The following is a 12,964-nucleotide window of genomic DNA, read 5'->3' as shown; positions in this document are numbered from 1 at the left end:
GGTTTCGCGGGATCAGGATTTAAAACCGTTCGGATTCATTTGCTGCCAGCGCCACGAGTCCGCGCACATCGCGTCCAGGCCCAGCTTGGCCTCCCAGCCCAGCTTGCGCTTGGCCTCGGCCGGTTCGGCGTAGCACGAGGCGATGTCGCCCGGGCGGCGGCCGGCGATGACGTAGGGAACCGGCTTGCCGGAAGCCTTTTCATAGGCCTTGACCACGTCCAGCACGCTGTAGCCGGTGCCGGTGCCAAGGTTGACGGCAAAGCACTGCGGCTCGGTCAGCGCTTCCAGCGCGGCCAGGTGGCCGTTGGCCAGGTCGACCACGTGGATGAAATCGCGCACGCCGGTGCCGTCCGGGGTCGGGTAGTCACCGCCCCAGATGCTGAGCTTTTCGCGACGGCCGACCGCGACCTGGGCCACGTAGGGCATCAGGTTGTTGGGGATGCCGCCCGGATCTTCGCCGATCAGGCCGCTCTCATGGGCGCCGACCGGGTTGAAGTAGCGCAGCAGGATGATCTTCCAGTCGGGGTGCGCGCGGTAGTAATCGCGCAGCATGTCCTCGACGATGATCTTGCTGCGGCCGTACGGATTGCTGGCCGACAGCGGGTGTTCTTCGTTCAGCGGCAGGTACTGCGGGTCGCCGTAGACGGTGGCCGAGGAGGAGAACACGATGGTCTTCACGCCCGTGGCTTCCATCGCCTCCAGCAGGCGCACGGTGCCCACGACGTTGTTGTCGTAGTACATCAGCGGCTGTTCGACCGATTCGCCGACCGCCTTCAGGCCGGCGAAGTGGATCACCGCCTCGCATTTGAATTCGCGCAGCACGCTTTCCAGCTGCTCGCGGTTGCGGATGTCGCCCTTGACCAGCGACAGCGACTTGCCGGCGATCTTTTGCACGCGCGTTACCGATTCCGGGCTGCTGTTGCAGAAGTTGTCGAAGACGATGACTTCGTGGCCCGCCTTGAGCAGTTCCACGCAGGTATGCGAGCCGATATAGCCGGCGCCGCCGGTGACAAGGATATTCATGGTGTTCTCGTTCTGATAATTCGCGATGCAGCGATTATGTCAGACTCTGGTAGAAAGCAATCTGGTTCTCGGAGAGCGTGCGCAGGTCCTCATTGTTGAGGTAGCCGGCGTACCACTGCGCGGTCAGCTCCAGCGCGGTGTAGAGCTCCATCTTCGGGATCCAGTCCAGGCGCTGGCGCGCCTTGGAGATGTCCAGGCGCAGGAAGGCTGCCTCGTGCGGGGCATTGGGCTGCGGTTCCAGGCGTACTTCTACCGGCTCCACATCGTTCTTTTGCAGCGAGTGGTTGAAGGTCGCGCACAGCTGGCTGACGGTTTGCAGATCGGTATCGGCCGGGCCGAAGTTCCAGCCCTCGGCATACTTGCCGCCGTGTTCAAACAGCAGCTGGCCGATTTGCAGGTAACCCGACAGCGGCTCCAGCACGAACTGCCAGGGGCGCACTGCGTGCGGGTTGCGGATGCTGACCGGGGCTTCTTTTTCCAGCGCGCGGATAAAGTCAGGGATCAGGCGATCGGGCGCGAAGTCGCCGCCGCCGATCACATTGCCGGCGCGCACGCTGGCCACGCCCACCGGATTCTCGGGATTCTTGGCGAAAAAGGAGCGGCGATAGGCCGAGGTCACCAGCTCGGCTGCGCCCTTGCTGCTGCTGTAGGGATCGTGGCCGCCCATGGGGTCGTCCTCGCGGTAGCCCCACAGCCATTCGCGGTTCTCGTAGCACTTGTCGCTGGTCACCACCACCACCGAGCGCACGCTGGGCGTGTTGCGCACGGCCTCGAGCACGTGCGCGGTGCCCATCACGTTGGTGGCGTAGGTGTCGACCGGGGTCTGGTAGGAGTCGCGCACCAGCGGCTGCGCCGCCAGGTGGAAAACGATATCGGGCTGGACCGCAGCCATGGTCTCGGCCACATGCTTGGGATCGCGCACGTCGCCGGTAGTGGTCTGCACGCAATTCTGCAGACGCGCCAGATGGAACAGGCTGGGATTGGTCGGCGCCGGCAGCGAATAGCCGCTGACCTTGGCGCCCATAAGATGCAGCCACAAGGTCAGCCAGCTGCCCTTGAAGCCGGTGTGTCCGGTGACGAAAACGCGCTTGTCGCGCCAAAAGTTAGACATCAGGCAGCCTCATACACGTATTGCAGAGAGTCGTTCGAGTGCAGAGGCGCGACTGCATGCCCGCGCGTATGACCGACGCTGAGGCATGCCGGCCTCCCGGTTTTTTCCGTGGCGGGACCACGTTTCCCTGCGAAACCACGACTTCATGGTTATGGTTGTTCTTCCCCCGCAACCGTGCTCTGTGGCATCAGTTGCGACGGTCAGATTAGACCATGCCGGTTTTTGGCTTCAAGCGAGGATCAGGAGGGTATTTGTCGTTCAATCCCGAATATGTGCCGGACGACAATAAAAATTTACATTTCTGGAGCGGGGGCAGCGGGGAGTACGCACGGGAGAAGTCCACCCGGCGCGGCTTCCCGGCGAGCCAGATGAGACGATGTGTTCCGCCAGAAAGAATAGAGAGCGAGAGCGGAGGCGCCGGGGCAGCTCCCGGCGTCCGGCAGCCGTGGAATCAGTGCTGGTCGGCCAGCGCGCCGCGGATGCGTGCGGCGATCTTGTCGGCCACGAGGCCGTGCATCTCGAGCAGGTAGCGGTATTCGCCGGCGTCGCCGAACTGGTCGGGCAGTCCGATCAGCAATTGCGGCGGTGCGTTGCGGCGGGTGCTTTTGTATTCCGCCACGGCGCTGCCAAGGCCGCCGATTATCGAGTGCTCTTCGACGGTCACCAGCAGCTTCGAGCGTGCCATCACGGCGTCGATGGCAGCGGTGTCGAGCGGCTTGAGCGTATGCATGTTGACCACGCCGACCGATAGCCCTTCGCTTTCCAGCAGCGCAGCTGCGCCCAGCGATTCGTGCACCATGGAGCCGGCGGCGACGATGGTGACGTCCGTTCCTTCGCGCAACGTGTGGGCGCGGCCGATCTGAAAATCATAGTCTTCGGTGTAGACCGGAGGATTGTTGACCGCGCCGGTAAGGCGGATGTACATCGGTCCCTTGAATGTCGCGGCGGCTTCGACTGTCTTGAAAATCTCGGCGCAATCGGCGGGGCATACGACGGTCATGTTGGGAATGGCGCGCATCACAGCGGCGTCTTCGATGCCATAGTGGGAGTTGCCCAGGAAGGCCATCGACACGCCGCTGCCGATCGCTACCGCTTTGACGTTCATTTCCATGTAACCCAGGTTCATGCGCACCTGCTCGGCCGCGCGCATGGCAATGAAGGGGGCGAAGGAGGTGGCGAAGACGTTGTAGCCCTCCTTGGACAGGCCGGCGGCAACGCCGATCATGTTCTGTTCGGCGATGCCGATGTTGAGGAACTGTTCCGGCCAGGCCTTCTTGAAGCGATCCAGGCCGGATGAGTTGCCCAGGTCGGCCGAAACCACCATCATGTCGGGGTGCTGGTCGGCGATCGCCAGGATGGCCTGGCCGAACACGCCGCGCGAGCCCAGTCTCGACCACTGGCGTGCATTGCTGGGATTGATTTCTACCATGTCAGACTTTCCTCTCTCCGGCAGCGGCGTCCAGGCGGCGCGCTTGTCGCATATCTCGCGTTGTTGGCGTTTGTCTCATGTCCCCGCCGCACAGGCGAGGGCGCAATGCGATTTTACCGTTGTTTGATGTGGCCGGAGGCCGCGATGAGGGCATGCGCGCGCTGCTCCGGATGATGCTGGCCGATGATCGCATATGCACACATGGCGATTGCGGCGAAAACACTGGTTTTTTGTACATTGTTCAGGTCTTTGACGACAATCGACGGGCGCGTGAAATACGCTAAGATGGCACCCATCGTGTCGATAGGCCGCGCCGGCGCTGCTGGGCTGTACATCGGTGCTCTCTTGATCAATCAGTCAACGTCGGTGGATTTCATGTTCAACTCCTTGCCCGATTCCGTGTCGGCGTTTTACTCGTCCATTCTCAGTACGGCGATTCACGCGCTCAAGTTCAACAACTTCACCGACAACTATGACGTCGACCGGTTGAACAGCGACGAGCGCAACGTCACCCGGACGCTGGACTTCGACCTCGACACGCGTGTACGCAACTTCGACTGGTTCTTCCAGCAACGCGAAGGCCTGTACCGCGCCTACGCCCTGCTGGAGGACGACGAATCGAAGCGGCTGTTCATGAGCCTGATCACCTTCCGCCTGACCGGCTTCCTGGGGCACAGGATTCCCGTGCCGTTCGCGACCGACAAGGCCGGGCTGGAGCACTACCGCAGCATCGAACACCACACCGAAAGCACCTTGCCCCTCACCGGCATGCTGGGCAAGCTCAGGCATTACGATTTTGAATTCGACGGCGACCGCTATCGCGCCGATTGCCTCGGTTTCGAGTACTACCTGTTCCGTCGCCAGTATTTCTATGAGCGCGACGGCGTGCGGGTGTTGCCGGAAAAGGGTGACGTGGTCATTGACGGCGGCGCTTGCCTGGGCGATACCGCGCTGGTGTTTTCAAATGCGGTGGGCGCGACGGGCAAGGTCTATGCCTTCGACCCGGTGGCAGAGCACCTGAAAATGCTCGAGCTGAACATCGCGCAATTCCAGCATCCGAACGTGGTGCCCATGCCCTATGGTCTGTCCGACCACAACGTCGACTGCCCGCCGATGGTCATGACCAACTACCAGCCGGCTTTCCGCACCGATGGCCAGGACGTGCCGCTGCGCTCGCTGGACGACCTGGTGGCGAAGGGTGAGATCGACAAGGTGGATTTCATCAAGCTCGACATCGAAGGCGCCGAGCTGGAAATGCTGCAGGGCGCCGGCGAGGCGATCCGCCGCTTCCGTCCCAAGCTGGCGGTGTCGCTGTACCACAAGCCCAACGACCTGTTCGAGCTGGTGGAATACATCCACCGGGAATTCCCCTTCTACAAGCTTTACCTGGGGCACTACACCATCTGGAGTTCGGAAACCGTGCTCTATTGCGCGGCGCATTGAGCCCGGCGCACTGAATCCGTCACATGACGGTGCGGGCGCGCTCTGCGGCGCCCGCACCGGGATGCGGTATCAGACCAGCGGTTGTTCGGGCGCCAGCTCGGCGAGCGCCAGATCATAATTGGCGCGCGTCAGGCGGTTGTGGTGCCACTCATTGTTGTGTTCCATGAAGGAAATTCCCTTGCCCTTGACCGTGTGCGCGACCAGTGCACGGGGCTTGCCGGCGACCGGCGCCGCTTCGAAGGCGCCGACCAGCTGGTCGACGTTGTGCCCGTCGACATCGTGCACATCCCAGCCGAAGCTGCGCAGGCGTGACGCCAGGTCGCCGAAGTCGATGATCTGCCGGGCGTCGCCGTCGCTTTGCAGCTTGTTGTAATCGATCACGATCACCAGATTGTCCAGTTGCAGCTGAGCCGCCGACATCAGCGCCTCCCACACCGAACCCTCATTGCATTCGCCATCGCCGAGATAAACGAACACGCGGTAGGGCTGCTGCTTCTTGCGGGCCGCCAGCGCGACCCCGACGCCCATCGACAAGCCCTGCCCCAGGCTGCCGTTGGATGATTCGATGCCGAGGTCGAGGTTCATGACCGGGTGTGCGATCAGGTCGCTGCTGTTGGTCTGGAAGGAGTTGAAGGTCTCTTCGTCGATGAAGCCTGCCGCCAGCAGCGCCGGGAAGTAACCGAGCACGCCATGGCCTTTGCTCAGGATGAAACGGTCGCGCTGGTCCCAGCGCGGGTTCTTGTTGTCGTAACGCAGCACGCGCGCGTACAGCGTGGCCATGATCTCCACCATCGACAGTCCGCCGCCCAGATGGGTGCTCAGGTTGCAATGGTGGCTGATGTCGAGGATTTTCCGGCGCATGAACAGCGCCATGCGGTCGATGTCGGAATAGGCACTCATGATGGATCCTTGGTTAAACGATGCCGCCGTCCACGCGCAGGGTCTGCCCGGTGACGAAGGATGAAAGATCGGATGCGAGGAACAGCGCGACATTGGCGATGTCCTGCGGTTCTGCCGCCCGCTTCAGTGCGGATGACGCGATAAGTTGTTCGCGCGCGGCAGGCGCCATCTGCTCGAACATGTCGGTGCGGGTCGGACCTGGCGCGATGGCGTTGACGCGGATGCCGCTGGCGCCCAGCTCGGTGGCCATGCTCTGCGTGGCGCGCGCGAACGCCGCCTTGCTGGCGCCGTAGCCCAGTGTGCCCGGATCGGCGATCAGCGCGGCGGTCGAGCTGAGGTTGATGATGGAGCCGGCCTTGTTGCGCGCCATGAGCCTTGCCAGGCCTTGCGTGAACAGGATCTGGCCGAAGAAATTGATTTCGAACAAACGCCGCAGCTCGGCCATGGAGGTCAGCTGCATGATCGCGCCGCTGGCGGTGCCGGCATTGTTGACCAGCACATCGATGCGTGGCGCCAGGCCGGCGATGGTCTTGATGGCGGCCTTGATGGAGGCTTCATCGCCCAGGTCGAGCTGCGCCAGCTGGACGCGCTGCGCATGCGAGGGATCGAGTGTGGCCAGCCAGGATCGGGCAGCCTCGGCGTCGCGCACGCAAGCGATCACCCGTGCGCCGTTGGCCAGAAAGATCCTGGCAATGGCTTCGCCGATGCCGCGATTGGCGCCGGTGACGATGGCGGTCTTGTCGGTGAGCAACATGGGGCAATCCTGTTTTCCTGTTCGTTGTCGGGCTGGTCTTGCGCGCCGTCATGTCGCGCTTGTGATGTTCTTATCCGGCGTCGATGCGACGCCAGATGGGGCCGCGCTCGAAGACCGGCTCCAGTATCGTCCAATCGTCCTCCGGAAGTTCCGCGCCCGCCGGGAACGGCGGCGACGGATCCGACGAGATCGTCGCCAGTACGCGCGGGTCGGTGTAATACGCCCGCATCGCGTGCGTCACGAACGCAGAAAACGCGCGGACATCAGCGATTTTACAGGCGTTGACGGCGGCCAGCCGGGTGGCGTCGTCGAGCGCCCCGAACGGTTGCCCGAAGCGCTCCTGCGCCACACGCGCCAGCACCGTGAGGAAGGCGTCGATCTGGCCGGTGACGCGATGGCGCAGCTGGTAGCCTTCGAAGTCCGTGGCTGAGGCGGCCGGCAGGCCGAGAGCGACATCGCCCGGCAAGATGGCGTCCAGTACGAGGTCGATCCTGATGGCGGTCATGGCGCCGCTCCCAGCAGCGTATCCCGGTTGCGCACCAGGTGATCGCAGGCCATCAGCGTCAGCGCCTGCGCCGTCGCCACCGGATTGACCGCGCCGGCGGTGACGAAGATGCTGCTGTCGACGATGAACAGGTTCTTCACTGCATGCGCCTGGCCGTAGCGGTTGACCACCGAGGTCGCCGGATCGTCGCCCATGCGGGCCGTTCCCATGATGTGCCAGCCGGTATGTCGCACCGGTCCGAACGAGGACACCACCCTGGCGCCTGCCGCCGCAAACACTTCCTTGCTGGCGTCGATGCCGTGCTTGAGCATGCGACTGGTGTTCTCGCCCAGCTGATAGAACACCTTCACGCCTGGCATGCCGTCGGCGTCAGTGTGGTCGCGGTCGAGTTCGATGCGGTTTTCCGGTTCGGGCAAATCTTCGGTGATCACCGAGATGCCGACCGTGCGGTTGAACAGCTGGGCGAAACGGCGGTGGTGGTCCGGCCCCAGCGGGATCTGCCGCATGAAGTAACCGGTGACGGCGGTTTCCGCCGGCGGCGCGCCGCGCAATACCTGCATCGTGTAGCCGCGCACGAAGCCGCGCTCGGCGGCCGTCTCATAAAACTGTTGGCTCAGCATGCATGCGCCGTGGGGGCCGATGCTGGAACGCAGGTCGTTTTCGAACACGCCCTCGGTGTAGGCCAGCGGGTGCAGCATCAGGTTGCGACCGACCAGGCCGTTGTCGTTGAGCAGGCCGTTTGGAAAGGCGCTGGAGGTCGAATTCAGCAGCAGCCGCGGCGTGCCGACGCCGCTGCAGGCCACCACCACCACGCGCGCGTCGAGGCGCACCTGCTTGCCCTCGCGGTCGTGATACAGCACGCCGTTGGCGAGGCCGCGATCATCCAGCGTGATGTCGGTGACGCGGCAGCGGGTGCGCACCTCCACGCCCTGGCGCAGCGCCAGCGGCCAGTAGGTGACGTCCACGCTGGCTTTCGCGCCCTGCGCGCAGCCGGTGTTGCACGGGCCGAGGTTGATGCAGGCGCCGCGATTGCCATGCCGGTGGGTGTTGATGGCAGCGTACGAGGGCCACCAGTGCCAGCCCAGCGTGTTGAAAGCGCGCGCCATGGCCTGCCCGGCCTGACCCAGCGGCAGCGGCGGCAATAGCGAGTCGTAATCCGGATTGGCGGTGTCGCCGACCAGGCCGGCCACGCCCATCATGCGTTCGTTTTCGTCGAAATAAGGCTGGAGATCGGTGTAGTCGAGCGGCCAATCATCGCCCACGCCGTCCAGGCTGCGCGTGCGGAAGTCGGATGGATGAAAGCGCGGGAAGTGCGCCGAATACAAAATGGTGCTGCCGCCGAAGCCATTGAAATTGGCGATCGAGATCGGGGACGCCGAGTCGTCGATCGGGTAGTCCGCCGGATTCTGGCGCACCGAGGGATTCGGGCTGTAGGCGCCGTGGCGCTCCAGTTCCCAGTCGGTGCGGGTGGATGGATACTCTGCCGGGCGGGTGCGGTCGCCCTGCTCGAGGCAGACGATCCGCACGCCAGGCATGCGCGAGAGCGACCAGGCCGCAGCGGCCCCGCTGGCACCCGAGCCGACGATGACGATGTCTGCGACTTCCTTCATGCGTGCGTGGGTTTGGCCGGCAGGAACTGTTCGAGGATCTCGGGGATCGTGATCAGCATGTCGGCCTCGCAGGCGATTTCGCCGTCCACCCGCGCTACGCCGCGACCTTTGCAGATGCCGCGGCGCCACGAAAGCACCTCTGTTTCGATTTCAAATTTCTTTCCGGGCAGCACTTCCTTGCGATAGCGCACCGTGTGCTGCAATGCGTGGGTGACCATGCCCTTGAGCCCGGGCAGGGTAGTGATCGCCACCGTCAGCATCTGCGCCAGCGCCTCAAGTTGGAGCGCGCCCGGCATGTTGGGGCCACCCGGGAAATGCACCGGGAAATACCATTCATTCATGGTCAGGTTCTTGTAGCCGCGCGCGTATTTCCCTGGCAGCACCTCGTCGACGTGGTCGATCATCAGGAAGGGGTAGCGGTTGGGCTGGTAAGCCTGAAGTTCGACGCAATTGAGGCTGAAGCTTTCCATCTGTTTCTCCGTTGTAGCGCTGGAATCCGTTCCAGTCACTGAATATCGACGACCCGCGACAGGGTGGCCGCGATGTCGTAGCCGTCCCACACGATATCCATGTCCAGCGCGCGGCCGGCCGGCACCACCCGATCAATGCCGCGCAACCGCTGGCCGACGACGAATTCGCGCAGCAGGCTGCGGTCGAGGCCGAAATAGGTGAGGGTCTGGTAGCGCTCGTTGATCACCGGGGCGAGCGCGTCGAGCGAGTCGAGGACAACCTCGTGCACCGTGCCGCAATAGCCGCGCTGGCTATCCTGGTCCTGCGCCAGGCCGGATAGTCCGATGCGGTAAAGAATATTGCCGTGCCGGGTGACGTCGGCGACACGCTCGTTGCCCAGCGCGTGGCGGCAGGCATCGACGTATTTGTCCATCATGCGCACCGGCTGCTGGGTGTAGCGCGTGCGCGCATGGGCAGCCAGCGCCGGCCACAGACGAGCTTGCGCGGCGGCGACGTCATTGGCTGTGCCTATCCATGCCACCAGCTGCGGCGAGGAGCAGGCTGCCTGATCCATCAGGTACAAGTCGTTGTAGAGCTGGCCGCACAGGGTTGCCAGGCCGGCATCGTCCAGCGCCAGCACGGCCTGCGGCCCCAGCGCGCAGAACGAGTAGCGGTCAGGGAAGGCTACCTCGCGCGAGCGGGGCCGGCAGGGAAGGCTGCGCATGTGCGCCACGGTGGCATCGCCGCCCCAGACGATGCGTGCGTCGGCCAGGTTCAGCCAGAAGCGGTTGATGTTGTCGTCATGTCCAAAGCGGGTCACGAGGATATCCCGCGACAGCGCGGCGTATTTCGGTTCCGTCAGCAGCGGGACGATCGCTGCGAGGATCCGGTCCGTGGTTTCCGACGGCTTCGACGACAGGCGCAGCACGCAGGTGTTGCCTGACAAGAGGCCGAACGCCAGCGAGAAGGCAAAATTGACCGGGACGTTGGACGGGCAGATGTGGAACGACAGTCCCAGCCCCATGCGGGTGTCATCGCGTTTGGCGGCGCGTGCCGCCAGTTGCGCCAGGTTGGCGCGACGGCACCAGTACGCGAAGCCGACCACGTCGGGCAGGGTGCGCACCTGGGGATGGGCCAGCAGCGCGCGCGACAGGTCGGCCAGAAAATCCAGGCGCACCGCGTCGAACACCGGCGCGGGCGTGGCCGACACCGCCGCCGGGTCGCCGGCCAGGATCTCCATCCGGGCGCGGATGTCAGGCGGTATAAGTATCACTGCACCCTCTCGTTTCGGCGTTCTGGATGCGGCCGTGGATCTTGAAGTAGGCGCCTTTGCGACCGCAGGGACAATCGTCGATACCGACGAGTTCGCCCTCGTCTTCGCTGAGCAGGGAATGCCCGGGATAGCTGTGCGGGATAACCGACAGCAACTGGATCAGTCCACGTCGTCCCGGTGGCAGGACGCCGAAGTCCACCGGGTCGCGGATGATCACGTCCGACCAGGACGATGCATGCTGGCACCCGTGCTCGCACTCCACGAAGATCGAACCGGTCTGTTCGACCATGCCGTAGTAATTGTGCACGCGCGCCAGGCCGGTGACGCCGCCGATGCGCCGGCGGAACTCTTCCGGGCTGACCGCTTGCGAGAGGAGCTGCTTCCAGCCGCCGCCGTGGATCAGGATGCCGTGTTCCAGCGGCAGCGTCTCTCCGGCAGCTTCGAGCGCCAGCACCAGGTGCAGCCAGACCACGAAGGTGAAGCCGAACATCAGAATCGGCTGGCCGGCATGCTTGTCGAGGAAGGCGCGCACACGGTCGGTGTTGAGCGACATGTCGTCGTCGAGCGCGAATTCGACGTCGCGCCCGAACATGGAAAAGCCCTGGATGCCGGCCGTGCGCGCAGAAAAACGATAGCGGTCGGCCACCGTTGCTCGGCAGTCGATCACCAGCATCGGCAGCCGCTTTGGCCCGATCAGATCGCCGACGATGCGCGACAAGACCTTGGTCTGCAGCAGCGCGGTGTGGCGATCGAGGAAGATCTGCGACACGCTCTGGCCGCTGGTGCCGGACGAGGTCATGGTTTTGACGACGTCGGCCGGCGGCACGCTGAGCAGCTTTTCGTGCTTGAACAGTCGTACCGGCAGCATCGGTATGTCAGCCATGGAGGAAGCCGGCCGCGCGAAATGGAATTTCTCGAGCACCGTGCGATAGGGGGCGCAGTTGGCCTCGTGCAGCGCGGTCAGGCGGTTCATCTCGCGCAGCAGCAGCGCTTGTTTATCCGCCTGCGCCAGGCCGTAGGGCGGCCACTGCAGGACGTCGTCGCTCAGGTCAGTCGGGTCAGACATGCGTAGTCCACCTTTCCCGTGGGCAGGCGCGGCAGCTCGTCCAGCGTGGCGACCGTGATCGCCGTCGGGTGCACGCCGATGCGCCGCGCCAGTTCGGCGCGCAGCGTCGGCGCGTCCCACTGATCCGCCCCAACAGCGTGAATCGTCAGCCGGTCGTCGACGCCGTGCGCGGCGCCGGTGATGCCCAGCTCGGCCAGGATGCGCTCGGTCGCATCGAGCGAGATGCGCACGCCGAAAATTTTCAGGAACCGCTGTCGGCGACCTTCAATATAGAAACAGCCATCCTCGTCGAAACGAGCGATGTCGCCGGTGCGCAGCACGCCGCCGTTGACGTCGCCCAGCGCCAGGTCGGCGGCGCTCTCCGCGTAGCCCAGCGAGACGTTGGGCCCGGCGTACATCAGTTCGCCGGTGTCGCCTGGTCGCTCCAGCACGCGGCCATCATCGCTTTCCAGCCACAGACGGCCGGCCGGAATGGCGCGGCCGATGCTGCCGGGCTTGCGCTCGACGTCTTCCGGGGCAAGCCACGCGATGCGCGCGGTGGCTTCGGTCTGACCGTACATCGGCACGAAGCGGATGCCCTTGTCGCGACAGATCTGCGCGACCTGCAGCATCTTCGCGGCGTCCAGGCGACCGCCGGCCTGGGTCAGGGTTCTTACGGAAGGCATGTCGATGCGGGCCAGCCTTAGCTTGAGCAACATGTCGTAGCTGAACGGTACGCCGGCAAAGCTGGTGATGCGCTGGTCACGCACCAGCTGCCAGAACTTGGTGTCCATCAGCGAGCGGTTGGTCAGCACGACGGCCGCGCCGGCGTACAGGTGGCTGTTGATGACGGACAGGCCGTAGGAATAATTGAGCGGCAGCGAGGTCACCGCGCGCTCCTCGCAAGTGATGTCGAGGAATTGCGCGATCGAGCCGGCATTGGCGGCCAGGTTTGCCATGCTCAGACGCACCAGTTTGGGCGATCCGGTCGAGCCGGAGGTGGCCAGCAGCAGGCCGAGATCAGGGTGCAGCGCCTGCGCCCCGGTTGGCGCAGATCGCAGGCGATACAGGCCGTATTCGCCTTCTTCGTGCAGCTGCAGGGCGTCGTCAGGAAAATCCAGTATCGATGCCGGTGCGAACACCAGCGATGGCGCGTATGTACCAACCAGGCGCGCCAGTGCTTCACGCGGCATGGTGCGCTCCAGCAACAGCGCCACCGCGCCGCCGCGCTGAGCGCGCAGGTAGCACAGCATTGTCGCCAGGTCGTTGCCGCCGACGATGAACAACAGTTCGCCGGGCGGAAACTGTCCGGCTCCCTGGTCGATGGCCTCGTGCAGCGCGGCGTAGCTCAGCGTGCGACCGTCCTCTTCGATAAGGGCGGGGCGCAGCGGGTGCTCGCGACTGACGAGGCCTTCTCTCAT

13 protein-coding genes are annotated in these 12,964 nt (G+C 64.3%); 1 reads left to right on the top strand and 12 read right to left on the bottom strand.

Features of this window, described 5'->3' with window-relative positions:
- Positions 1-12: 12 nt before the first annotated feature.
- The 4 genes from galE to J8I26_RS21590 all read right to left on the bottom strand — a co-directional run bounded on the left by galE (position 13) and on the right by J8I26_RS21590 (position 3,898).
- On the bottom strand, positions 13-1,023 hold the full coding sequence (gene galE / locus J8I26_RS21605; protein WP_209609184.1) for a UDP-glucose 4-epimerase GalE: 1,011 nt from the start codon (positions 1,021-1,023) through the stop codon (positions 13-15).
- Positions 1,024-1,057: 34 nt separating this feature from the next.
- Positions 1,058-2,134, bottom strand: a complete 1,077-nt coding sequence (rfbG, locus tag J8I26_RS21600) for a CDP-glucose 4,6-dehydratase (RefSeq protein ID WP_209609183.1) — start codon at positions 2,132-2,134, stop codon at positions 1,058-1,060.
- 451 nt (positions 2,135-2,585) lie between these two features.
- A complete protein-coding gene (locus J8I26_RS21595; RefSeq protein WP_209609182.1) occupies positions 2,586-3,563 on the bottom strand; it encodes a transketolase C-terminal domain-containing protein in 978 nt (325 codons plus the stop codon).
- A gap of 113 nt (positions 3,564-3,676) precedes the next feature.
- Entirely contained in the window at positions 3,677-3,898 is a 222-nt protein-coding gene (locus tag J8I26_RS21590; RefSeq protein WP_209609181.1) for a hypothetical protein, read from the bottom strand.
- Positions 3,899-3,938: 40 nt separating this feature from the next.
- Between J8I26_RS21590 and J8I26_RS21585 the strand changes: the two genes are divergently transcribed.
- Positions 3,939-5,006 carry an FkbM family methyltransferase gene (locus J8I26_RS21585; protein WP_209609180.1) on the top strand — a complete coding sequence of 356 codons (1,068 nt, stop codon included), beginning with the start codon at positions 3,939-3,941 and terminating at the stop codon, positions 5,004-5,006.
- Positions 5,007-5,075: 69 nt separating this feature from the next.
- On the opposite strand, the gene J8I26_RS21580 is transcribed toward J8I26_RS21585, so the two are convergent.
- From J8I26_RS21580 to J8I26_RS21545, 8 genes are all read right to left on the bottom strand, one after another.
- Entirely contained in the window at positions 5,076-5,906 is an 831-nt protein-coding gene (locus tag J8I26_RS21580) for a transketolase (protein ID WP_245200455.1), read from the bottom strand.
- 13 nt (positions 5,907-5,919) lie between these two features.
- Positions 5,920-6,660, bottom strand: coding sequence for a glucose 1-dehydrogenase (locus tag J8I26_RS21575; protein ID WP_209609179.1), 741 nt, complete (start codon positions 6,658-6,660; stop codon positions 5,920-5,922).
- Between the two features lie 70 nt (positions 6,661-6,730).
- The gene (locus tag J8I26_RS21570; RefSeq protein ID WP_209609178.1) at positions 6,731-7,165 is read right to left on the bottom strand and encodes a hypothetical protein; all 435 of its coding nucleotides are present in this window, start codon (positions 7,163-7,165) and stop codon (positions 6,731-6,733) included.
- Positions 7,162-8,775: a GMC family oxidoreductase gene (locus J8I26_RS21565; RefSeq protein ID WP_209609177.1), complete on the bottom strand. Its 1,614-nt coding sequence runs from the start codon at positions 8,773-8,775 to the stop codon at positions 7,162-7,164. The genes J8I26_RS21570 and J8I26_RS21565 overlap by 4 nt, the downstream gene beginning before the upstream one ends.
- Entirely contained in the window at positions 8,772-9,245 is a 474-nt protein-coding gene (gene fabZ, locus J8I26_RS21560) for a 3-hydroxyacyl-ACP dehydratase FabZ (RefSeq protein WP_209609176.1), read from the bottom strand. Before fabZ ends, J8I26_RS21565 begins: the two co-directional genes overlap by 4 nt.
- Before the next feature lie 35 nt (positions 9,246-9,280).
- Positions 9,281-10,498: an acyl-CoA reductase gene (locus J8I26_RS21555; RefSeq protein ID WP_209609175.1), complete on the bottom strand. Its 1,218-nt coding sequence runs from the start codon at positions 10,496-10,498 to the stop codon at positions 9,281-9,283.
- Positions 10,479-11,564 carry an acyl-protein synthetase gene (locus J8I26_RS21550; RefSeq protein ID WP_209609174.1) on the bottom strand — a complete coding sequence of 362 codons (1,086 nt, stop codon included), beginning with the start codon at positions 11,562-11,564 and terminating at the stop codon, positions 10,479-10,481. Before J8I26_RS21550 ends, J8I26_RS21555 begins: the two co-directional genes overlap by 20 nt.
- Positions 11,543-12,964: an AMP-binding protein gene (locus J8I26_RS21545; RefSeq protein WP_209609173.1), complete on the bottom strand. Its 1,422-nt coding sequence runs from the start codon at positions 12,962-12,964 to the stop codon at positions 11,543-11,545. Before J8I26_RS21545 ends, J8I26_RS21550 begins: the two co-directional genes overlap by 22 nt.

Origin of the sequence: Herbaspirillum sp. LeCh32-8, assembly GCF_017814915.1 — a bacterium.
Lineage (GTDB): Bacteria > Pseudomonadota > Gammaproteobacteria > Burkholderiales > Burkholderiaceae_D > Herbaspirillum.
The sequence above is the reverse complement of the archived record's forward strand: the minus strand, read 5'-3'. Positions and strand labels throughout refer to the sequence as shown.